The sequence below is a fragment of the Pseudoalteromonas sp. S3431 genome, from assembly GCF_000690035.1.
GTDB lineage: Bacteria > Pseudomonadota > Gammaproteobacteria > Enterobacterales > Alteromonadaceae > Pseudoalteromonas > Pseudoalteromonas fuliginea.
Genome location: NZ_JJNY01000001.1, coordinates 91,728 through 113,768, shown reverse-complemented (window position 1 = coordinate 113,768; position 22,041 = coordinate 91,728). Strand labels below are relative to the sequence as shown.

Annotated in this window: 19 protein-coding genes; 14 read left to right on the top strand and 5 right to left on the bottom strand. The window is 38.0% G+C overall.

Annotation, left to right across the window (positions count from 1 at the left end):
- Positions 1-299 precede the first annotated feature (299 nt).
- The 4 genes from DO88_RS17660 to DO88_RS17675 all read left to right on the top strand — a co-directional run bounded on the left by DO88_RS17660 (position 300) and on the right by DO88_RS17675 (position 6,439).
- Positions 300-1,340: a Leu/Phe/Val dehydrogenase gene (locus tag DO88_RS17660; RefSeq protein WP_033037768.1), complete on the top strand. Its 1,041-nt coding sequence runs from the start codon at positions 300-302 to the stop codon at positions 1,338-1,340.
- Between the two features lie 185 nt (positions 1,341-1,525).
- Positions 1,526-2,164 carry a chloramphenicol acetyltransferase gene (locus tag DO88_RS17665; protein WP_084165998.1) on the top strand — a complete coding sequence of 213 codons (639 nt, stop codon included), beginning with the start codon at positions 1,526-1,528 and terminating at the stop codon, positions 2,162-2,164.
- A gap of 166 nt (positions 2,165-2,330) precedes the next feature.
- Positions 2,331-3,155: a M90 family metallopeptidase gene (locus DO88_RS17670; RefSeq protein WP_033037766.1), complete on the top strand. Its 825-nt coding sequence runs from the start codon at positions 2,331-2,333 to the stop codon at positions 3,153-3,155.
- A gap of 104 nt (positions 3,156-3,259) precedes the next feature.
- Positions 3,260-6,439 (top strand): amidohydrolase family protein, encoded by a 3,180-nt coding sequence (locus tag DO88_RS17675; protein ID WP_033037765.1) that lies wholly within the window; start codon positions 3,260-3,262, stop codon positions 6,437-6,439.
- Positions 6,440-6,479: 40 nt separating this feature from the next.
- On the opposite strand, the gene DO88_RS17680 is transcribed toward DO88_RS17675, so the two are convergent.
- On the bottom strand, positions 6,480-7,052 hold the full coding sequence (locus DO88_RS17680; RefSeq protein ID WP_007375882.1) for a TetR/AcrR family transcriptional regulator: 573 nt from the start codon (positions 7,050-7,052) through the stop codon (positions 6,480-6,482).
- 96 nt (positions 7,053-7,148) lie between these two features.
- On the opposite strand from DO88_RS17680, the gene DO88_RS17685 reads away from it, so the two are divergent.
- Positions 7,149-7,625, top strand: a complete 477-nt coding sequence (locus DO88_RS17685; protein ID WP_007375881.1) for an HPP family protein — start codon at positions 7,149-7,151, stop codon at positions 7,623-7,625.
- A gap of 31 nt (positions 7,626-7,656) precedes the next feature.
- Here DO88_RS17685 and DO88_RS17690 read toward each other — a convergent pair whose 3' ends face one another.
- Positions 7,657-8,013 (bottom strand): hypothetical protein, encoded by a 357-nt coding sequence (locus tag DO88_RS17690; protein WP_007375880.1) that lies wholly within the window; start codon positions 8,011-8,013, stop codon positions 7,657-7,659.
- Between the two features lie 150 nt (positions 8,014-8,163).
- Between DO88_RS17690 and DO88_RS17695 the strand changes: the two genes are divergently transcribed.
- Positions 8,164-8,916: a Nif3-like dinuclear metal center hexameric protein gene (locus tag DO88_RS17695; RefSeq protein WP_007375879.1), complete on the top strand. Its 753-nt coding sequence runs from the start codon at positions 8,164-8,166 to the stop codon at positions 8,914-8,916.
- 78 nt (positions 8,917-8,994) lie between these two features.
- On the opposite strand, the gene DO88_RS17700 is transcribed toward DO88_RS17695, so the two are convergent.
- The 3 genes from DO88_RS17700 to DO88_RS17710 form a co-directional block, all read right to left on the bottom strand.
- Entirely contained in the window at positions 8,995-9,759 is a 765-nt protein-coding gene (locus DO88_RS17700) for a YdcF family protein (protein ID WP_198022389.1), read from the bottom strand.
- A gap of 54 nt (positions 9,760-9,813) precedes the next feature.
- Entirely contained in the window at positions 9,814-10,701 is an 888-nt protein-coding gene (locus DO88_RS17705) for a LysR family transcriptional regulator (protein WP_007375877.1), read from the bottom strand.
- Between the two features lie 422 nt (positions 10,702-11,123).
- Positions 11,124-13,493 carry an EAL domain-containing protein gene (locus DO88_RS17710; protein WP_007375876.1) on the bottom strand — a complete coding sequence of 790 codons (2,370 nt, stop codon included), beginning with the start codon at positions 13,491-13,493 and terminating at the stop codon, positions 11,124-11,126.
- A 207-nt stretch (positions 13,494-13,700) separates the two neighbouring features.
- Here DO88_RS17710 and pyrC point away from each other — a divergent pair, with 207 nt between their 5' ends.
- The 8 genes from pyrC to DO88_RS17750 all read left to right on the top strand — a co-directional run bounded on the left by pyrC (position 13,701) and on the right by DO88_RS17750 (position 21,996).
- On the top strand, positions 13,701-14,753 hold the full coding sequence (gene pyrC, locus DO88_RS17715) for a dihydroorotase (protein ID WP_033037764.1): 1,053 nt from the start codon (positions 13,701-13,703) through the stop codon (positions 14,751-14,753).
- Positions 14,754-15,176: 423 nt separating this feature from the next.
- Positions 15,177-15,380 (top strand): cold-shock protein, encoded by a 204-nt coding sequence (locus DO88_RS17720; protein WP_002961702.1) that lies wholly within the window; start codon positions 15,177-15,179, stop codon positions 15,378-15,380.
- Between the two features lie 1,643 nt (positions 15,381-17,023).
- A complete protein-coding gene (locus DO88_RS17725) occupies positions 17,024-17,794 on the top strand; it encodes a DUF3450 domain-containing protein (RefSeq protein WP_033016274.1) in 771 nt (256 codons plus the stop codon).
- 6 nt (positions 17,795-17,800) lie between these two features.
- Complete coding sequence (locus DO88_RS17730; protein ID WP_033037762.1) at positions 17,801-19,165, top strand: MotA/TolQ/ExbB proton channel family protein; 1,365 nt, start codon at positions 17,801-17,803, stop codon at positions 19,163-19,165.
- On the top strand, positions 19,165-19,689 hold the full coding sequence (locus DO88_RS17735; protein WP_002961709.1) for a MotA/TolQ/ExbB proton channel family protein: 525 nt from the start codon (positions 19,165-19,167) through the stop codon (positions 19,687-19,689). The genes DO88_RS17730 and DO88_RS17735 overlap by 1 nt, the downstream gene beginning before the upstream one ends.
- Positions 19,690-19,703: 14 nt before the next feature.
- Positions 19,704-20,108 carry an ExbD/TolR family protein gene (locus DO88_RS17740; protein WP_002961710.1) on the top strand — a complete coding sequence of 135 codons (405 nt, stop codon included), beginning with the start codon at positions 19,704-19,706 and terminating at the stop codon, positions 20,106-20,108.
- Positions 20,108-20,725 carry an energy transducer TonB gene (locus DO88_RS17745; RefSeq protein ID WP_033016273.1) on the top strand — a complete coding sequence of 206 codons (618 nt, stop codon included), beginning with the start codon at positions 20,108-20,110 and terminating at the stop codon, positions 20,723-20,725. The genes DO88_RS17740 and DO88_RS17745 overlap by 1 nt, the downstream gene beginning before the upstream one ends.
- Before the next feature lie 11 nt (positions 20,726-20,736).
- Complete coding sequence (locus DO88_RS17750) at positions 20,737-21,996, top strand: tetratricopeptide repeat protein (RefSeq protein WP_033037760.1); 1,260 nt, start codon at positions 20,737-20,739, stop codon at positions 21,994-21,996.
- Positions 21,997-22,041: the final 45 nt, after the last annotated feature.

Genomic DNA, 22,041 nt, shown 5'->3' with positions numbered 1-22,041 from the left:
CAGTACGTGTCGGGCAAGTAGCACTTGTATATTAAACTTTACATGCAATAACTGTGTTATGTTCACGTAAACGTAAGTAGGTGTGGTTGTTCTATTTATAGTTTTTAAAACTTACAAACGACGCTTTTGTGAATTTTTTATCTATATAAAAGTTTTAATTTGGTTATTTAATTTAAGCTTGATGTTTTCATTGGTTTTATCATCTGTGAGTATAGCGAACACGTATATGAAGTGATAAAGTCTCGGCAATTTCCAGCGCGCATACCCTTTCACGGGTTAACTATTTCGGAGTATTTTAAGTGGCTGTGTTTAATCGAGTTGAATTTGATAACCATGAACAAGTGGTTTTTTGTTCTGATGAAGAGTCGGGTTTAAAAGCAATTATTGCTGTACATAATACTAACCTAGGTCCTGCTGTTGGCGGATGTAGAATGTGGGATTATGCGAACGACGAAGATGCTGTTTATGACGTGCTACGTTTATCAAAGGGCATGACTTATAAAAATGCAGTTGCGCGCTTACCGTTTGGTGGCGGTAAATCTGTAATTATAGGTAATGCGAAAGAAATTAAATCTGAGCAATTATTTCGTGCATTTGGCCGTCAGTTAGAGCGATTAAATGGCAGCTATTACTCAGCAGAAGATGTAAACATCACATGTGCTGATGTAGCTATCATGAATAAAGAAACTAATTACGTACTGGGTCTTGAAGGTAAAAGCGGTAACCCATCGCCATTTACAGCATACGGTACGTTTTTAGGAATTAAAGCAGCGCTACAGCATCAACGCGGTCATCAAGATTTTGCAGGCGTAAAAGTGGCTGTTCAAGGTTTAGGTGCTGTTGCTTATGGTTTATGTAAACATTTACATGATGCGGGCGCTGAGTTGTTTGTAACTGATATTAACCAAGCTGCCATTGACCGTGTAGTAAGTGATTTTGGCGCAACTGCGGTTGGTATTGATGACATTTACGACTTAGATGTTGATGTTTATGCACCTTGTGCATTAGGTGCAACCGTTAACGATTTAACGATACCGCGTTTAAAAGCGACTATTATTGCAGGCTGTGCTAACAATCAGCTGGCAGAATCTCGCCACGGTGAAGTTATTCGTGAAAAAGGCATTTTATATGCACCAGATTACGTAATTAACGCCGGTGGTATTATTAATGTTTATTATGAAACAGCGCCAGATGGTTACAGTGCAGCAGCGTCTAATAAACATGTTGAAGGTATTTTTAATACGTTAACTGAAATTTTTGCTCGCAGCGAAAAAGAGCAAAAATCAACGCATTTAATTGCTGACGAATTAGCCCAAGAAATCATTAAAAACGGTCTATAAATTTACGCTAAAATGCAATAAAGGTGTGCAATTGCACACCTTTTGTTTATCTGTAAGTTAAGGGGTGTTGATCTTTGCGGATTTAACCTTGAAAGATCAACAGACCCTAATGCAATTATTACTGAACAGCGGTACACTTTATTTTTAATTTTGTGCGGCAAATTATGACTCCCTCAACTTCTCTCATGCAGCCCATCGATTTAGATAATTGGCCTAGAAAGCAACACTTTGAATTATTTAAACACTTTTCTCAGCCTTATTTTAATGTGTGTGTGCGTTTAGATGCTCAAGCGCTGTATGACTATTGCAAAACCAATCAATTTTCTTTTTTTCAAGCATATGTATATTGCACCTTAAAAGCGTGCCATGAGTACGATTCAATAATGCTACGTATAATAGATAATCAACCATGGTTACTTAATAGTGTTCGCGCAAGTGTGGTTGAGTTGTCTGAAAACGATACGTTTGTTTTTAGTTATTTTAATAGCGCAAGCGATTTTAAAGAGTTTGCAAATCATGCAAGTGACGTAAGCAAAAAAGCGAAATTACAGCCGTTATTTTCTGATGCATTTGCTCAAACAGAAGGGCAGGCAGATTTAATTCATATATCTGTTTTGCCGTGGCTGAATTTTAGTGCGTTTTCGCATGCATTTAGTGAAGGGCAGAGTTTAGGCATTCCTAAATTTGTATTTGGTCAGTTTGATAAACACACCGGCACAATGCCTTTAGCTATCGATGTACACCACTCATTAATGGATGGTTTGCACGTAGCGAAATTTATAAACACATTGCAGGGTACATTTGACTCCTTTTGCAAAGGTTAACTTTAAACACGTCATTTAACGGCAGTGCAAAGCAGTAAACAATTTATAAGTAATCTATAAGCAATGCGATGTGAATTACTTTATATTCAAATACATAACCTTATATGCTTGAAAAGCACGTGCGCTGGACATATTTATATACCATACCTTAGCTCAGGAAATCCCCATGATAAATGGACTGTTAATTGTTGTTTTAATTCTTTTTGTGGTGATTTTCTGGCGTTGGCCATCAATTCAAAACCGATTATGGCGCAGTAAATATAAAGACTTTGCTTTAAATTCGCAGCAAAAAGATATTTTACTGCGTTGCATGCCCATCTATAAAAAAATGACCGATGCCGACAGAGAAAAGTTAGAGCGACACATAACGTGGTTTTTAAATGAAAAACGCTTCGTCGGTTGTGATGGCTTAAAGTTAACGTCTGCAATGAAGTTAATTGTTGCCGCCGATGCGTGTGTATTAGTACTTAATAAACCGTGGCCGTTATATAAAAATGTAAAAGAAATTTTATTATACCCAAGTGCTTATTATGCTCCGCAATCAACTCGCGATAGTGCAGGACTTGTGAGTTACCACAATACGGTAAGATTAGGTGAGTCTTGGCCTGGCGGCACACTCGTTTTAAGTTGGCATGATGTGCTTGAAGGTAATCGCTTGCCAAGTGATGGACATAATTTAGTTTTTCATGAATTTGCGCATCAACTCGATCAAGAAACAGGAAAAACAACAGGCACGCCACTTTTAAAAAGCTCAGCAGATTACAAAGAGTGGGGCCAAGTATTTAGCCGCGCGTTTACGCAGTTGAAAAGTCATGTTGCTTATAGCATGCCACACGTTATTCACAGCTATGGTGCAACTAATGAAGCCGAATTTTTTGCTGTTATCACCGAAACCTTCCTCGAAAAACCCGCAGAGCTGCGCCGATACGATCCTGAAATTTATAGTATGCTCGTTAATTACTATCAATTTGACCCTATAGTTTGGCATTAAACTTATATAAACCGCGCTTTATCATATAACACTGGCAAGTTGTGCTTGTTTTTGTTGCAATTGTGTAAAATAGTTTTACAGCAACAAAAACAAGCGAGAAACGCATGAAAAAAATGCTTCATACAGTATTGGCATTGTCGGTGTCATTAGCGATAGGGCAAGTGAATGCCGCCGAAAAAGACGAACAAAAATGGCAAGTAGATTCACCTAAGGGGCAATTTGTTGACGCTGCAATTAGCGTTGAGCAAGGCACATGGATGAATATAGATATTAGCCCTGATGGTAAAACCGTGGTGTTTGACTTACTTGGCGATATTTACACTATGCCAATGAGTGGTGGTACAGCTACAAAGCTCACCTCTGATATTGCATGGCAAATGCAACCACGCTTTAGTCCTAACGGCAAAAGTATTGCGTTTACCTCCGACCAAGGTGGTGGCGATAACATTTGGATAATGGACTTAAATGGCGAAAATCAACACGCTGTTACCGATGAAACCTTTAGATTACTAAATAGCCCTGCATGGAGTCCTGATGGCGACTACTTAGTTGCGCGTAAACACTTTACAGCTAGCCGCTCATTAGGTGCCGGTGAAGTGTGGTTGTATCATAAAGCGGGTGGCAAGGGTGTGCAGCTTACAAAACGCGAGAACGATCAAAAAGATTTAGGTGAGCCAATGTTTTCACCTGATGGTCGTTATGTATACTTCTCGCATGATGCAACACCCGGTAAAACCTTTCATTATTCAAAGGATTCTGTAGCGGGCATTTATAAAATTAAGCGCTACGACCGTGAAACGGGTGAAATTGATACCATAATCGATACGATGGGCGGTGCTATTAGGCCTACACCGTCACCTGATGGTAAAAAACTGGCGTATATAAAGCGTGATGATTTTCAAACTAGTCTTTATTTATATGACTTAACCAGCGGTGAGCACACTAAGCTTTACGATAAGCTTGAGCGAGATATGCAAGAAACCTGGGCTATTCATGGTGTATACCCAACCATTGCATGGACACCCGATAATGAAGAACTGGTATTTTGGGCTGGTGGCACAATTCACAAGCTAGATGTTGCAGACAAATCTGTTAAAACCATACCTTTTAAAGTGCAAACAAGTAAAAAAATTCAAAAAGCAGTGCGATTTACACAAAACTTAGATACCGACGAGTTTGATGTAAAAATGCTGCGTAATGTGCAAGTAAGCCCAGATGGCGAAACAGCAATTTTTGAAGCGCTTGGACATATTTATAAACGTGATTTAGAGTCAGGTAAAATTAAGCGTTTAACAAAGCAAACTGATCATTACGAATTATTTCCACAGTACTCTCGCGATGGTAAAAAAATAGTTTACACCACATGGGATGATAACAAACAAGGGTCTGTAAGAGTGGTTTCTGCGCGTAGTGGTCGTGGCGATACAATTACTAAAGAGCCCGGGAAATATGTAGAGCCTACGTTTAGCCCAGATGGTAAAACGGTTCTTTATCGTAAAGCCACTGGCGGCAGTATTTTAAACCCTAAGTGGTCACTTAATCCGGGGGTTTATAGCGTAAGCGCTAAAGGCGGTAAAAGTGAGCTTATTTCAAAAAGTGGTTATCAACCACAATTTGGAGATGCAAACGATCGTGTTTTCATTATGAGTCCTTGGCCAAAACCAACGTTAAGTGTAGTAGAGCTTGAAAGTAAAAAAGTTAGCAAACTATACGAGTCAGAGCATGCGACAGAATTTAGAGTATCACCAGATGGCAAATATTTAGCGTTTGCAGAGCGATTTAAAGTATTTGTAACCCCGTTTGTACAAAGTGGTAAAACAATTAATATTGGGCCTAAAGACAGTCAATTTCCAATAGAGCAGTTATCGGTACGTGCTGGTGAAAACATTAGCTGGAGTGCTAAGAGCAACAAACTTTATTGGACATTAGGGCCTGAGCTTTATCATGCAAGCCTTGAGGGGATGTTTGCCATTAACAAAGCCGAAGATGCCGACTTTAAAGTGAAAAGTGGCGATAATATCGGTTTCAGTAAAAAAATGGCAGAGCCTAAAGGCATGATTGCGCTCACTGGTGCAAAAATTATAACGATGGACGGCGAAAAGGTTATTGAAAATGGTGTAATTATCACTGATGGCAAGCATATTAAAGCAATTGGTACAGCCAGCGAGATAAGCATCCCTAAAGGTGCTGAGGTTATTGATGTAACAGGTAAAACTATTATGCCTGGTATTGTTGATGCTCATGCACATGGCTCGCAAGCAAGTGACGAAATTATACCTGAGCAAAACTGGAAAAACTTTGCTGGTTTAGCGCTGGGTGTAACTACAATTCACGATCCATCAAACGATACCTCAGAAATATTTACCGCAAGCGAAATGCAAAAGGCAGGCATGATTGTTGGCCCGCGTATTTTCTCAACCGGTACTATTTTATATGGCGCAAATATGCCAGGTTATACGTCGCATATTGACTCGTTAGACGATGCAAAGTTTCATTTAGAGCGCCTTAAAAAAGTAGGGGCGTTTAGTGTTAAATCGTATAACCAGCCTCGCCGTGAGCAGCGCCAACAAGTTATTGAAGCAGGCCGGATGCTTGAAATGATGGTTGTCCCTGAAGGCGGCTCATTATTACAACATAACTTAAGTATGATTGTAGATGGACACACAGGTATTGAGCATTCAATCCCTGTAGAGCACATATACGACGATATAAAGCAGTTATGGTCGCAAAGTGATGTTGGTTATACACCAACACTTGTAGTGGCTTATGGTGGCATTTGGGGTGAAAATTACTGGTATGATAAAACTGATGTGTGGAATCATCCGCGTTTAAGTAAATTTGTGCCAAAAAATCAATTATTACCACGCTCTATGCGCCGCATTAAAGCGCCCGATCATCACTATAATCACTTTAATAACGCACGCGTTGCTGCTGAGCTGCAAGACCTAGGTGTATTAGTTAACTTAGGTGCTCACGGTCAGCGTGAAGGCTTAGGTGCACACTGGGAGATGTGGATGTTTGCACAAGGCGGAATGACACCGCTTGAGGCAATACGTGCATCGACACTCGATCCGGCTAAGTATTTAGGGCTTGATAAAAACGTAGGCTCGCTTGAAGTGGGTAAACTGGCTGATTTAATGGTTATAGATGGCGATCCGCTTAAAAATATTCGAGATTCGGATAAAGTAGATTACACCATGATCAATGGTCGATTATTCAATGCAGAGACAATGAATGAAGTGGGTAAAAAAGAGCGCGAACCACTTTATTTTGAAAAACTGTAATTTATTTTGATCTTTTGGAAGCGGCTATTAGCCGCTTTTTTTAGCTTTGTGTTATGTGTTTTAGCAAAGTAATACTTGGCATAACGAGAGATTGGTTATGCATTACACGTGCTTGGCATATTAATCCCTCTTTGAGAGTAAGTAAGGTATGTGCAATTTCTAGCGCTTTAACTTTATTATTTTTGAGTTCGGGTGTAGCAAGTAATGCAGTTAAAATGATGTCTAATATGGTTTGTTTATGTTGCATACATTGCTTTGCTATAGGGTGTTGAGCATTAGGATACTCTGCTGCAGCATTTATAAAAAAACAGCCATTGAAATGCCCAAGCTTTGGTACTTGGTTGGCAAACCATAGTTTTAACCCAGCAAATAACGAAATAGCGACTTCAATAGCTAGTGGTTTATTGCAGATCTCTTCAAACCAGCTATTAAACTGTGTATCTCTTTTGGTTAAGCACGCGCAAATTAACTCATCTTTACTGGCAAAATGATTATAAAGTGTTTTTTTTGCCACGTTAGATTCTGCTAAAATTTCATTAATGCCAACAGCATGTAAGCCTTTGGTGTAAAACAAAGTAAGTGCCGTATTTACAATATGTTCTTGTTTAGTCATTTAGTCTCCTCAAAAACAAAGGTTGACACAAGTAGACTGACTTGTCTACTCTGTGCATGTAGACAAGTCGGTCTACTTTTGATGTAAGAGATTAAAATGAATTTAAGTGATATCAAATTAGCCTGTGTTGCCGGTGTTTTTTCAGCGCTTGTGCTTGGATTTCTAGCGTGGTTGAACAACATGGGTGATTATGGGATATGGTTAATGGCACCCTTTGGTGCAACAGCAGTACTTGTATTTGGTATTCCAAATAGCCCATTAGCACAGCCAAAAAATGTGATTTTTGGTCATCTTTTAACTGCATTTGTGGGTATCGTTTTTGTAACTTATGTTGGCGATGGCAGTGCATCAATTGCATTGGCTGTTGGTATTGCAATTACACTAATGATGCTCACTAAAACAGTACATCCGGCGGCAGGTGCTAATCCTATTCTGATTATTGCATCAGGGCAGAGTTGGGACTTTTTGATTATGCCTGTATTAGCCGGGACTATGTTTATTGTTATTTGTGGCTTTGCTGCAAAATGGTTACTGGCTTTCTCGGTAAATAGTAGGCATAAAAAAACCGCTTAACGCGGTTTCTTTTAAAAATCATAAATGTTGATTAAACAACACCGCGCGGTAAGCGACAATCATGATCTTTACGAGCTAAAATTACAATCCAAAGCTCTTCCGCTGTGTAGCCTTCTTCATTTTCGGTAACAACAGTGAATGGGGCTTTTTTCTGTGCTTTTACAGGCGCAGCCGCTTTGGTTTTAGTTTTTTTAGCAGGCGCTTTGGGTGTCGTTTTACCAGAGCTTAATTCTTCAGTTAGCTCTACTAAATCAGCTAGGCGTAAGTTTTTACCGCCATCGATGCTGTACCAGCCAGGTTTAGTTGTGATTTCAGGTTTTTTACCATTGGCAGCTTCGTACGCTGATTCAAAGGCAGATAACACTTCTGTTTTGTCTAGTTTGCTCATCAGAGACCCTATACGTTGTGAACACAGATAAAGAAGACGTATTTATACCTATTTTAAAACAGTTTTTCAATTTTTTGCGATTTTCCTTCCATTTTAAACCTATAAACGCCAAAATTTGCACAAAATTCAGTGCAAAGTAAGGTAAGTTATATGCAACGTAGAGAATTTAACCAACTCCTAAATGACATTTTAAAGCCTCATTTAATTAAAGACTTTTGCCCAAATGGCTTACAAGTTGAAGGTAAAAATGAAATTAAAAAAATTGTGACGGGTGTAACCGCGAGTCAAGCATTAATAGATGCTGCTATAGAGCAACAAGCAGATGCTATTTTGGTTCACCATGGTTTTTTTTGGAAGGGGGAATCCCAACCTATAACGGGAATGAAAAAGCGTCGTATAGGCGCGCTACTAGCTAATGATATTAATTTATTTGGCTATCACTTACCACTCGATATTCACCCGGCAATAGGCAATAACGCGCAACTGGCAAAGTTATTAGATATTGAAATAGAGGCTGGGCTTGAGCCAGTTACAAATAGCGTAGCAATGAAAGGACGTTTAAAAACTCCTCTAAATGGTGAAGATTTTGCAAATAAAATAGCAAAAGTACTTAATCGGGCCCCACTCACAAGCTTAGTACGCTCAGCTAAAATTGAAACTATTGCACTGTGCACCGGTGGAGGGCAAGGGTATATTGATTTAGCTGCAGAGCAAGGTATTGACGCGTATTTAACCGGTGAGGCATCAGAGCAAACAATTCATAGCTCTCGTGAGCAAAATATTGATTTTTTTGCAGCAGGGCATCATGCAACAGAGCGCTATGGTGTAAAAGCTTTGGGTGAGTTATTAGTGCAAGAGCATGGTTTTGAGGTGATATTTATAGATATAGATAACCCAGTTTAACTAGGCTATCTATTAGCTAACCTGAACTTTGGTTGAAATAGATTTTATTGTCCAGAGTTCAGGTTAGGATTATATAAGTTACAGCGCCTCTGGATCTATCCAGCGGCGCAAACTTATCCATGTATTTCCTACTACTTCGTGACTATATTGCGTAACCACAAGTAAGGCTTGAGCATTTGGAATAAACTGCTTGCTCCACGGCAGCGCTGCAAAATTATGGTAATCAGTGGCTGCGGTTATGACTTTAATGCCTTGAGCATTAAATAAGTCTTTGGCACGGGGCATGTGCAGTACAGATGTTACTAGTGCAACTTTAAAGTCGACTAATTTTGATGCGAGTAACTTAGCTTCTTCACCGGTATCCATTGCTTTTGGGTTTTGGAATATACGGCTTTTATTAATTCCTAAACTCACCGCTGTTTGATACATAAGCCCGCTATTAGTGGTATTTTGATAGCCCCCGCCTGAAACTATAAGCTCTGCATTAGGGTAGTACTTGGCAAGTTTTACACCTTCGACTAAGCGCGTTAGCGCACAATTACCTAATTGATTATTTGAACTTAAAGCCGAATTTGGGTTTATGTCGCAACCTAGCACGACTATTTTGTCTATTTTAGGGTGCTTTAGGGCATTAAATGCAAGCGACGCAGGTTCATTATTTTGGATAATTAAATTGGCGATAAAGGGTGTACTCAATACAAGTAATACAATTAAGCTTAAAGTAGATAAGAAGAGAGCTGATTTACGGCCTTTAAATGCGAGTAGGAGCATTAGACACGCAAATAAACCAAATAGAGGTAGTGGCATAAGTAAACCACCAATCATTTTTTTAATAACAAACATAATAAGCAACATAAAAACAAGAGTATTGCTTTATGTTACTCATTAGATTGAGATTTATCGACCGTTATTTAGCTTACAGGTATTTAAAAAATGGCGATAAACAGGGTTATCTTTCATATCTTTTTTCATTGCTAAGTACATCGGCCGAGTAAGCCCAAGCGCACCTAGCGGGATGGACTTTATTAAACCTTGGCTTTCATAAGGGGTAACTAGCCAATCAGGTAATGCAGCAACACCCATACCAGCACTCACTAATTGAAAAATAAGGAGTCCTTGATCAACTGTTTTTAAGGTGCCATCGAAACGTGCATTTTGAATAAAGTATTTAAAAATATCTTGGCGTTCGCGCGGGATAGGGTATGAAATAATGGTTTCGTTTTTCAAATCAAGCGCTGTTACATATGCTTTTTTAGCAAGTTCATGATCAGGCGCCACAATAAGCTTCAGTTTAAAATCAAACAAGTGCGCGTATTCTAATGTGTCGGGTTCACGTATATCAGACGTCAAAACTAAGTCGAGTTCATCGTTCAGTAGGTCAGGAATAGCGTCATAACTAAAACCACGCTCGTAATCAATTTTTATATCAGGCCAAAAGTTATTAAATTCTTTGATCGTAGGCAATAACCAATGAAAACATGCATGGCATTCCACACTTAAACGCAGTTGAGAAATAGGCTGGTTTAAGCTTTCTTTTAAACGGCATTTAGTCGCTTCCATTTTTGGTAATATTTCGTGAGCTAACTCAAGTAATAACATTCCTTGGGGCGTGAAGCGGACTGGCTGAGTTTTACGTTCGAATAATTGGCAATCTAATTTATTCTCTAAATCTTTGATTTGATGAGATAAAGCAGACTGTGTTAAAAATAATTCTCGTGCTGTATTAACCAAAGATCCTGTTTCTTTTAGGGTTGCTATGGTTTTTAAATGTTTAATACCAATCATCTTTAAAAATTCTCATGGAAAAAGTGAGTTTAGCTCAGATTAATTACATACTACGCCTATATAAAAAACGTTTCAACGTCTAGATGGCTAAAGTTTTGCTGTTTATTGTCATAAATTTATTAAAAATTTAAATTTCTAATGATAGAAGTCATTTAATACTGACTTTACAAGTTTTATATGAGTTTGCTTCATGTTGAATCAAAGGAAGGAAAAATATTATATATTTTAACTGGACGTAATTTTTAGCGTCGAAAATAACTGCTCGAGATAGATTTATTATCCATAGTTCAGGTTATCTAAGGATGATTTAATCGTGGTGTGAAGTGTATAGTGAGCTCGATAACTACTTCTGCGTTACTTTAGAGGCTTACATCCATGTAAGAATAAGTAAAACCGATTAACAAAGAGTAAAATCGGCTATATTATAGGGGGTTATTTATTAATAATATGGCTTCGTTTGCGCTGACAGGTTTTGATTTCAAAAATCCTTGCCCAAAATCGCATTGCGTCGATTGTAATATAGTTAGTTGTTCTACAGTCTCTATCCCTTCAGCTACGACAGCAAATTTTAATGATTGCGCCAGAGATAAAATAGCCTCAACCAACGGGTTAGTTGAATCTTGAAGGTGGTCAATAAAACTCTTATCAATTTTTAAAACATGAATCGGAAGTTGATGTAAATAGCCTAATGCAGAGTATCCAGTGCCAAAATCATCTAAACAGAGCTTAACTTTTAGAGGGGATAGGCCTTCTATAATTTGCGTTGCTAGATCTAAATTCTCTATTAAACCTGATTCTGTAATTTCTAGGCATAAAGAACCCAAAGGCAATTGATATTTGTTGTAAATAGCATGAATTTGCGCAACAAAATCAAGACTAGCAAAATGCCGAGATGATACATTAACTGTAATTTTTAAGAATCGATGACCTTGCTGGTGCCAGTCTGAAATTTGTTGGGCAGCTAAATCGAGCAAGTGCAAATCAAGGTTTATAATCTGCCCAGTGGTTTCAGCAATAGGAATAAAGTCATTCGGTGAAACAAAGCCTTTTTTAGGGTGATGCCAACGAACTAAGGCTTCAAAACCAATGACTTCACTTTCAGCGATGGTAAAAATTGGTTGAAAATAGAGTTCAAATTCGTTGTGCTCAATACCGTGTTGCAAATCGTTTTCGATATCAGCATGAGTCTTGAGCTTTTTACGCATGGTATTATTAAAAAACTTAACTTGCCCACGACCTGTCGATTTAGCCTCGTACATAGCAGCGTCAGCTTGTTGAAGTAATATATAAGCTTTATCATTTATATTATCACTATATGCAATACCGATACTGGTTGAAGCTTGTAATAAATGACCATCAACATCGATTGGTTTTGAAAGTACAGTTTGAATCCGTTTAAGCGCTTCGTTGACTTGGTTCCGATGCGTAATATTTTCCATGAAAATAGCAAACTCATCGCCACCTAAACGGGCAAAGGTATCGGTATTACGAACGGTGGCTTTAATTAATTCACATATTCGAATTAAGAAGTGGTCACCAACTTCATGGCCTAGAGAATCATTAATACTCTTAAATCGGTCAAAATCTAAATATAACAACGCATGGCTGGTGCCTTTTTTGGCACGTGTTAGTCTTAATATAGCGTGCTTCGCACGTTCTATTAATAGTGAACGATTAGCTAGTCCAGTTAATTCATCGTGTAAAGCACGGTGCTCAAGCTCCTGGCGAGCAAGTTGCCTATCTATTGCCATGCTAATTTGACGGCTCACGTACGTTAATAATGAGCTGTCATGCTCACTGTAATGTAAAGACTTATCATAACTTTGAACAACAATAACACCACTGATACGTTCATTTGCTTTAAATGGTACGCCCAACCAAGACTCGGATTGTCGGCCTATCATTTTGAAGTGGCCATCTGCTATTTGTTGTTTGTAATCTTTTTTTGTAAAAAGTAATGGCTGATCTTTTTGTAGTAAATAATATGAGGCAGTGTCTTTAAGTTGCTCTTTTGAAAATTTTTGATGGGTGCTTGTTTGAATACCCTCTTCAACAATGTAGACAATGTCGAGTATATCTACTTGTTTATCGTAAAGTGCAATAAAAAAATTATCTGCACGTAACAAGCTATTAATTATAGCGTGAAGAGATTCAAAAAAAGTATCTAGGTCACTGGCTTTATAAGTTAAGTTAGCTATTTGCAAAAGACTATTTTCAAGCTTTTGCGCATTATTTAATTGCTCAACAGTTTGTTGTAAATTATTGACTGTATTAACTTGGTTTATTTTGGCACTAAGTAAATGTGCGACAGTGGTGAGTATTTCAAGATGCGCATTAGTAAAATAGTTCTTAATGGGATGTTCACAATCAATTACCCCTAAAATTTGCTCTTTATATATAAGAGGAACACATAATTCTGACTGAGCAGGGCGTTCATCTGCTATATAGCGGCTATCAGTACTTACATCACCAAGCATCACTGCTTCACCGGTGCGTGCAACAAAGCCCGAAATTCCCTCACTAAACTGTATTACCTTTCGTTGCGCTCTATATTTGTAGCGTTGATGGGGGATCCCCATAGATGCAACTTGGTTTAATATAGAAGCTGAGTCATCGGCAAGGTAAATAACACAATCAACAAAGCCAAGTCTATTAACGACTTGAGTTGTTACGTATTCTAGTAACTCTTCTAGAGTATCAAGCTGTAATAAACTAGATGAAAACTGATTAATGATACTAAGCTGTTCAGTTTTTATTTCCAGAGCTTCATTGGTATCGACTTTGTTCGACATAGGCAGCTAATTTTATTCTTTATATTTATAAACACAGCAACTAAGTTAACGTAAACTTTATCTTTCTACAAAATAAAACGATGAATGCTTTTTATGAGCTGTAAAGTTTTATTTAATAGTAGAGCTGACTCCATTATTTTTAATAAGGTCTTTACTCGAAAACCTCCTATGCCTATGATCGGATAAATTCAGCCGTGGAATAAAAAAATGATTAGTAAAACTAAAGATGCAATCACAACACTCACTATAACTCGACCAGATGACTGGCATGTACACTTACGTGATGGCGATCAGCTAAAAGATACCGTTCGCGATATTAGTCGTTATATGGGTCGTGCGATTATTATGCCTAACTTGGTTCCTCCGGCAACATGTACTGATACAGCACTTGAATACCGTGCACGTATTATGGCGGCAGGTCCTCAAGGTGATTTTGAGCCATTAATGGTTTTGTATCTTACTGATAAAACAACACCTGAAGAAATTAAAAAAGCTAAAGAAACAGGTAAAATAGTTGCGGCTAAACTTTACCCAGCAGGCGCTACAACAAATTCTGACTCTGGTGTGACTTCCGTTAAAAATATTTACTCAGTACTAAAAGCAATGCAAGAAGTGGGGATGCTTTTATTGGTTCACGGTGAAGTTACTGATTCGTCGATAGATATTTTTGATCGAGAAAAGGTATTTTTAGATACAATTTTAGGTGATGTTGTTAGCGATTTCCCTGAACTTAAAATTGTACTAGAGCATATTACAACGAAAGATGCGGTAGAGTTCGTAGTAAATGCACCGGATAATGTAGCGGCTACTATTACAGCTCATCATTTACTTTATAATCGTAATCATATGTTAGCAGGGGGGATACGTCCCCATTATTACTGTTTACCAATATTAAAACGTAATACACACCAACAAGCATTAATGGCTGCAGCAATAAGTGGCAATAAAAAATTCTTTTTAGGAACTGATTCGGCTCCGCATTATAAAGACAAAAAAGAAGCTGCTTGCGGTTGTGCTGGGGCATACACAGCTCACGCTGCGATTGAATTATACGCCGAGGCATTTGAAGAAGCTGGTGCACTGGATAAATTAGAAGGTTTTGCTAGTCACTTTGGTCCTGATTTTTATGGTGTTATGCGTAATCAAGATACAATATCACTACAAAGAAATCCTTGGAGAGTTCCCGCTAGCTATTCGCTAGGTGATTCGCAAGTTGTTCCCATTAAAGCCGAAGACATGATTGAATGGGAAGTGAGTTAATCATTCAGTAAATCAGCTTAAACTTTATAAATTATTATGTGATTTTTACTTGCGCTGATCATTGTACAATTTTTGTTTTGATCAAATATTTCGCATTTAAAATACGCGACTGATTCTAAAAAGAGTAACCGAATAGTATTTTTTTGTATTAAAATTAGCCGTTTAGACATTATTTAATAAAAAAATATATTTTTAATAAATAATGTCTAATTAATAGAGCGAAATAAAAAATAATGTGTTAATCTTAACTTGCTTTGAGTTTTTGCGTATTGAATTTACGGATATTGTGCTGCGTTTAAGGTTACCGGTTAGGTTATTACTTCTTCCTGTACTATACCTCCATTTTGTGGGCATTGACTCGGGGAGGATATTGCCATAATAATATGGCTGAATTTTAATTATTGACTTACAGGAAAATTTAGTATGTCGGTTACTGGTAAAGTAAAGTTTTTCAACGAAGCTAAAGGCTTTGGTTTCATTGAACAAGAAAATGGTCCTGACGTGTTTGTACATTTCAGCGCAATCACTGGTTCTGGTTTTCGCACTCTTAGCGAAGGTCAAGCAGTGACATTCAGCATCAAGCAAGGTCAAAAAGGCCCTGAAGCTGAGAACGTAGAAGCAGCATAATTTATTATGTGAACCTTCGTTCAACGTGGTGAAACAGTTATCTGTTTCACCATAATTCCTTTGTTAATACTATTAAATCTTCCTCACTATCTCCTATAAAGCTATCAATTATTACACTGCATACTTAAATTAATTAATTTTAAAGCGCTGACATTTGCTAAATGCATCTTTATTGTTCAATTAGCAATATTCTTTGAGCATTTGGTTGATCAAGTCGTCAAGCGAAATACCACGTGTATTAAATACCACGTGTATTAAATGACAGGATTATCTTTTTGCTATTAAAGTTTATTATTTTTCTGAGTTAAATTTTATTCTTAGAGATTTTTTTGCGACACGATTTTTTATCTAATGCTCTCGTTAGTGGCTAAAGCCTTACATTCCTTATAGTCATATCGATCTACATAAGCACTTTATCAATTCAACGAATAAAATAACCATTTAACCTATTTGAAGTTTATTCTTTTTGTCGACACGATTTTCTTATATCAAAATAGAACACTTAATTAAGCGAATTGCTATTATGCAATTTTCTTGGCGTTAAATTGACCCCATTTCTAAGCAGACTTTTATCATAAATCGAACAAGTAAAGCTTCATGTCCTACTTTCAGCCCTTATCTATTTATACAACAAAGAGTCAATTACCTCTAGCAAGACCCTTTGAATAGAATGTATTTGGCATTTATGCATTGTTATCGCCTTTATGAGCATAACGGCACTACAGTAAGCATTGCTGTGTGTGATTGGGCTACGATATTAAAATTAAAAAATTAAACTTCAACAGCTTTTAGTTATTATAAGACTACCTTAAAGCATAGTAGCGAGCTATGTAACGAGGTGAAATGATATAGTTTTCACAGAGCCTACCATAAAAATTGTAATTGAATTAAATAGATCATATTCAAGATAGGTGACTAACGTTGATTGTAGTAACAACTTCAAGCTGCTCAGATTGGAGTATAGTATTTCATTGAAAGCTTGTTCCTAAAATTAGCCATCCCTGATACATGCCCAGCAAAAGATAAATTCAAATATTTGGACAACTTCTGAGAGTAATAAATTAATAACTAATTGCACACTGTGCATCATTTGGTTTGTAACCAACCACTTTACTCTCCATTAATATTGGGTAATGGAAATATTAATATGCGATATTCGAAGTGAATATTAATTCAATATAAAGGCATTTTGTGATGTTTTCTTGTGCGATAAACGGTTTGTTTTTTCAGATGAAGCGTTTAAAACCAGTTAAAAAGGCATAAAGTTGGCCAAAAAAAAACTTATATGAGAAATAAGTATATTTTTTTTTGTTTTTTTTCAGGGCGAATTCATTTTCAATTGAATGTTGCATTTTTGTTGTTTTTATAAGGGCGACACCCAATAAACATACCCCTTAAAAGGCTTTGATAGAAATATTAAGAATAAGACTGGTTACAATATTGTTAACATTTGGTATGCAGTCCTTTAGTGTAAGCTTTGAACCGGCTATTTATTTACTGAGATAAGCAAACATCAAGTTGACAGCGCTTATTGCATTTAGCATTATTGGAAGGTTGATATCTATTAAAAGATATCAGGGTTGTCTTCCTTATGGGTTGATAATTAAATTATAAAAGTAACATTACTTAATTGGTTGGGAACTATGTCTGTTAAAATCAGAAAGAGTCTTGTAGCAACTGCGTTGGTTGGCGCATTTGCATTTGCAAGCAGCAATGTGATTGCAGATCCTTTGAATGACGTGCAAAAAGCAGGTCAACAAATTCAAAAGGCTGCTGTTAAGTCTCAAACTAAAATTGACAATGTATATGGTCAAACTCAAGAGCTAATCGCTGAGTACCGTAGCATCGTTGATGAGACTGAACTTATGAAAGTGTATAACGATCATGTATCACGCTTGGTTGATAGCCAAAATGCGTCTATTGAATCGTTTGATCGTCAAATCGCTACTATTGATAACACTAAACAAAACGTTGTGCCTTTGATGTATCGCATGATCGATACGCTTGAGCAATTCATCAAAGCGGACGTTCCATTTAATCTTGAAACGCGTTTAGGACGTGTTGAAAGACTACGTGAAATCATGGTTTCTGCGTCTGTAACGACGTCTGAAAAATTCCGTCAAGTACTTGAAGCTTACACTATTGAAACAGCATACAGTTCACTTGTATCTGCTTCACAAGGTACATTAGAAGTTGATGGTAAGAGCATTAACGTTGATATCGGTCAATTAGGTCGTATCACGTACGTTGCTCAATCTTTTGACTTGAAACATGCTTGGGTGTGGGATAACAACACTAAACAGTGGAAAGAATTAGGTGAAGAATACCTAAAACCTGTTAAAGAAGTTATTCGTATGGCGCGTAAGCAAGCGACATTAGAACTTGTTAAACTACCTATCTTTGGCGCGGAGTAATCAATAATGAAGAAACTATTTAAAGGTTTTGCTGTTGCAGCAGTACTAACTGTTTCTGCAGGTACCGCGCTTAATGCACATGCAAATACTGGAGCTCTAGATAAAATCCTTGAGCAAGTAAAGCAAGAGCGTATCTCTGAAGGTAAAATTAATAAGCAACGTGAGCAAGAGTTCTTATCTGAACGTGCTGACAAGCAATCATTACTTAACAAAGCTAAAAGCCAACTTGCTTCTGAAAAAGCACGTGGCGTTAGTTTAGCTAAGCAATATGCACAAAATGAAAATACTTTAGCAGAGAAAGAGCAAGCTCTTCAAAGTGCACAAGGTACTTTAGGTGAAATGTTTGGTGTTGTACGTCGTGCAGCTCAAGACGCTATCGGTTCGATCGAAGCATCACTTGTTAGTGCTGAAAAGCCAGGTCGTGCTGAAATATTACGTTCATTAGCTGCTGCTAAAGAACTTCCAACTGTTCGTGAATTAGAAGAACTTTGGATTTCACTACAAACAGAAATGACTGAATCAGCTAAAGTTTCAACATTCGAAACTGAAGTTGCTGGCCTTGATGGTAACCCGTCAATGAAGAAAGTAACGCGTATCGGTAACTTTAACTTAGTTACAGACGATGGTTACTTAATTTATTCACCAGAGACTAAGTCTATCCAGCCTCTAGGTAAACAACCAGATGGTTACATTCTAGACGGTATCACAGCGCTTGAAAATACATCTCCAGATAACTACGCTGGTGTTTATATTGACCCGACTCGTGGTGCTATCTTACGTATCAATACTCAAAAAGCGACCCTTATGGAATACTTCCATCAAGGTGGCGTAGTTGGTTATATCATCACAGCCTTACTAGGCCTAGGTATGCTAATTACTCTAATTCGCTTTGTTGACCTTACGCTTACTACTAGTAAGATTAAGAGCCAACTTAAAAATGTTGCTACACCGAATACAAATAACCCACTGGGTCGTATTCTTAAAGTGTACCATGACAACAAGAACCAAGATGTTGAAAACCTTGAGCTTAAACTTGATGAAGCGATTCTACGTGAAACGCCACGCATCGAAGCTGGTATCAATATAATCAAGATTCTTGCTGCAATCGCACCATTACTAGGTCTACTAGGTACTGTAATCGGTATGATCTTAACGTTCCAAACAATCACATTGTTCGGTACGGGTGATCCGAAGATCATGGCAGGTAACATCTCTCTAGCACTTGTAACTACAGCGCTAGGTCTAATTGCTGCATTACCACTAATTCTACTTCATGCTCTAGTAGCTGGTCGTAGTAAGTCGGTATTACACATCCTTGATGAGCAAAGCGCGGGTATCGTTGCTACTCACGCGGAGAAGGAGAAAGCCTAATGCTAGTCCTGATGGAGATATGGGAATCTATCAGGGATTTTGTTGGCACAGGCGGCCAGGTTTTATACGTGGTCGCGATAGCACTCTTTCTGATGTGGGTTTTAATGATTGAGCGCTATTGGTTCTTACTTGCAGAGTTTCCTCGCACAGCGAAAGAAATTGTAGCAAAGTGGGATGCCCGCCAAGACACTACGTCTTGGTACGCACACAGAATCCGTGAAGCATGGATTTCTGAAGCGTCTGAAAAATTAGATCAGCGTATGTTGTTGATTAAGACATTAGTAGCTGTTTGTCCTTTAATAGGCTTACTTGGTACTGTTACTGGTATGATCTCGGTTTTCGAAACCATGGCCAACCAGGGTACAGGTAACGCACGATTAATGGCATCAGGTATTTCAATGGCAACAATCCCGACAATGGCTGGAATGGTTGCGGCACTATCTGGAGTATTTTTTAGCTCACGTCTTGAGACAAAAGCTAAAATGGTGAAAGCCAAACTTATTGATAGTATGCCTCATCACTAGAGAGAGAATTAAATATGGCACGTAAACAACGTTTTCGTGAAGAAGAAGAAGCAGCGGTTGATATGACGCCAATGCTTGACATCGTATTTATCATGCTTATTTTCTTTATCGTAACTACATCGTTCGTTAAAGAGGCTGGTATCGAGGTCAATAAACCTAAAGCGGCCCAAGCTACTAAGCAAAAAAATGCTAACATTTTTATTGCTATCCGTAGTAACGGCGAAATCTGGATTGATAAACAGCAGGTTGATGTTGAACGTATTTCAGCAAAAATCGAAAGTTTATTAGCAGAACAACCTACTGAAGTTGTAATTTTGCAAGCTGATAAAGAAGCAAAACATGGCGTAGTGGTTAAAGTTATGGACCAGATTAAAGCGACGGGTGATAACCTGAGAATTTCAATAGCTGGAGATCAGTAATGATTCGTTTTCTGTTTTCACTGATTGCAGGTGGGGCAGTTACTTTCGGCTTGTTCTACTTCATGGCTTTCCTCATCTCTGGTGGGGCTGACCGTAATACGGAACAAAAAGAGCAGATCATAGTCGAAATAATGACGAATCCGCCTGAATCTAAGGTGCAGGAGAGGAAGCGTGTACCGCCTCCGCCTCCTCCGCCACCAAAGCAGCCGCCTAAACCGCAGCCGCCGCAGCCGGAAAATAACAGTCCAACACCTGGTGCTATGTCATTTAATATGGGAAGCATTGATGTTGGTAGTTCGGCAGGTGGACTAAGTGGTCCTGGTGCATTTGGACGTGATGGTGATGCGACACCTATCGTTCGTATAGAACCAAAATATCCAACGCAAGCAGCGCGTGATGGTAAAGAAGGTTGGGTTCAACTTTCGTTCACAATTGATGAGTTAGGTGGAGTGACTGACGTTGAAGTAATTGACGCCGATCCAAAACGTATCTTTGACCGTGAAGCTAAGCGCGCATTGCGTAAGTGGAAGTACCGTCCTAAGATCATTGACGGAAAACCTCAAATACAACCGGGTTTACAAGTTCAATTAGACTTTAAACTTAACCAAGGCAATTAAGGAGGCGAGTAATGAGAAATTTTTCTAAAGTAACTGCTCTTGCGATTCTTATGTCTGTGTCGGGTGCTACTTTAAGTGCATCTGTTTTAGCAGCGCCGGATTACGCAAAAATTGAAGAGCGTAAAAAAGCAAAAACTAAAATCATGGGCGAGCGTACTGGTAAAAAAGTAATTAAAGCATTTGATTTGTACAACGAAGAAAAAGTTGATGAAGCAATTGTTTTGCTTAGAGAAATTGAGCCTTCGAATGACTTTGATAAAGCGACCGTAAATCGTTACCTAGGTAGCATGTACGCTCAAAAAGAAAAGTATGACGAAGCGATCAAGTACTCTAAGCAAGCTGTTGCACCTGATGTTTTAAACTTTGCTGATCAAGAACAAACTCTTAAGTTGTTAGGTGACTTATACGCTGGTACAGAAAAGTTCCAAGAAGCTAAGAAAGCATATGTAGCTTGGATGGACTTTACCGGTGAAGAGGACCCTACGGTTTATACACGTATTGCTCAAGCTAACTATCAGTTAGAGCAATACCGTGATGTTTTTGAACCAGCAGATAAGGCAATAAAACTTCAAAAAGAGCCTAACAAAGGCCCTTACCAATTAAAACTTGGCGCATACTTTGAGCTTAAAGATTATGCAAACATGGTTAAAATTGGCGAAGAAATTGTTCGTGTATGGCCTGATGATAAAAAAGCTTGGGTTAGCTTAGGTAAGTATTACCTACAAACTGAAGATTATTCTAAAGGTTTAGCAACTATGGAAGTTGCATACAAGAATGGTTACTTTGAAAATGAAGTTGAGTATAAAGTCTTATCTAACTTTTACTCTCTAAATGAAATCCCTTATAAAGCAGCTGTAACGCTAGAAAAGGCCATTAAGAGTGAAAAAGTAGAACGTACAAAGCAGAATGTTAGCGCGATTGCGAGTAATTACCATCGTTCTAAAGATCTCGTTAAAGCTGCTAAGTATTATGAAGAAGCTGCTAAATTTGATGAGGACGCTGAGCTTTACCGCAAAGCAGGCTCATTACTTTTACAGTCTGAAAAATTTAGTGCTGCTGTTGTTCGTTTGAACAAAGCATTAGAGCTAGGCTCTGATAAAAAGGGTACTATTTACTCAGATTTAGCTGAAGCATATTATTACCAAGGCAAGTACAAGCAAGCTCATGCTGCTATTACTAAAGCCATGGATGACCCACGCACTCGCAAGTTTGCAAAGGGTTGGGCTACATACATTAAAGATAAAGCCGCTCGCAACGGTGTTAAAATTTAATTTTTATTAGCTAAAGCAACTTTTTAAAAGCCCCTCTGGGGCTTT

Coding starts and splice junctions, on each gene's coding strand:
- DO88_RS17665 (WP_084165998.1), top strand. CDS start 1,526: ATGCAGCCCATCGATTTAGATAATTGGCCTAGAAAGCAACACTTTGAA.
- DO88_RS17670 (WP_033037766.1), top strand. CDS start 2,331: ATGATAAATGGACTGTTAATTGTTGTTTTAATTCTTTTTGTGGTGATT.
- DO88_RS17675 (WP_033037765.1), top strand. CDS start 3,260: ATGAAAAAAATGCTTCATACAGTATTGGCATTGTCGGTGTCATTAGCG.
- DO88_RS17680 (WP_007375882.1), bottom strand. CDS start 7,052: ATGACTAAACAAGAACATATTGTAAATACGGCACTTACTTTGTTTTAC.
- DO88_RS17685 (WP_007375881.1), top strand. CDS start 7,149: ATGAATTTAAGTGATATCAAATTAGCCTGTGTTGCCGGTGTTTTTTCA.
- DO88_RS17690 (WP_007375880.1), bottom strand. CDS start 8,013: ATGAGCAAACTAGACAAAACAGAAGTGTTATCTGCCTTTGAATCAGCG.
- DO88_RS17695 (WP_007375879.1), top strand. CDS start 8,164: ATGCAACGTAGAGAATTTAACCAACTCCTAAATGACATTTTAAAGCCT.
- DO88_RS17700 (WP_198022389.1), bottom strand. CDS start 9,759: ATGTTTGTTATTAAAAAAATGATTGGTGGTTTACTTATGCCACTACCT.
- DO88_RS17705 (WP_007375877.1), bottom strand. CDS start 10,701: ATGATTGGTATTAAACATTTAAAAACCATAGCAACCCTAAAAGAAACA.
- DO88_RS17710 (WP_007375876.1), bottom strand. CDS start 13,493: ATGTCGAACAAAGTCGATACCAATGAAGCTCTGGAAATAAAAACTGAA.
- pyrC (WP_033037764.1), top strand. CDS start 13,701: ATGATTAGTAAAACTAAAGATGCAATCACAACACTCACTATAACTCGA.
- DO88_RS17720 (WP_002961702.1), top strand. CDS start 15,177: ATGTCGGTTACTGGTAAAGTAAAGTTTTTCAACGAAGCTAAAGGCTTT.
- DO88_RS17725 (WP_033016274.1), top strand. CDS start 17,024: ATGTCTGTTAAAATCAGAAAGAGTCTTGTAGCAACTGCGTTGGTTGGC.
- DO88_RS17730 (WP_033037762.1), top strand. CDS start 17,801: ATGAAGAAACTATTTAAAGGTTTTGCTGTTGCAGCAGTACTAACTGTT.
- DO88_RS17735 (WP_002961709.1), top strand. CDS start 19,165: ATGCTAGTCCTGATGGAGATATGGGAATCTATCAGGGATTTTGTTGGC.
- DO88_RS17740 (WP_002961710.1), top strand. CDS start 19,704: ATGGCACGTAAACAACGTTTTCGTGAAGAAGAAGAAGCAGCGGTTGAT.
- DO88_RS17745 (WP_033016273.1), top strand. CDS start 20,108: ATGATTCGTTTTCTGTTTTCACTGATTGCAGGTGGGGCAGTTACTTTC.
- DO88_RS17750 (WP_033037760.1), top strand. CDS start 20,737: ATGAGAAATTTTTCTAAAGTAACTGCTCTTGCGATTCTTATGTCTGTG.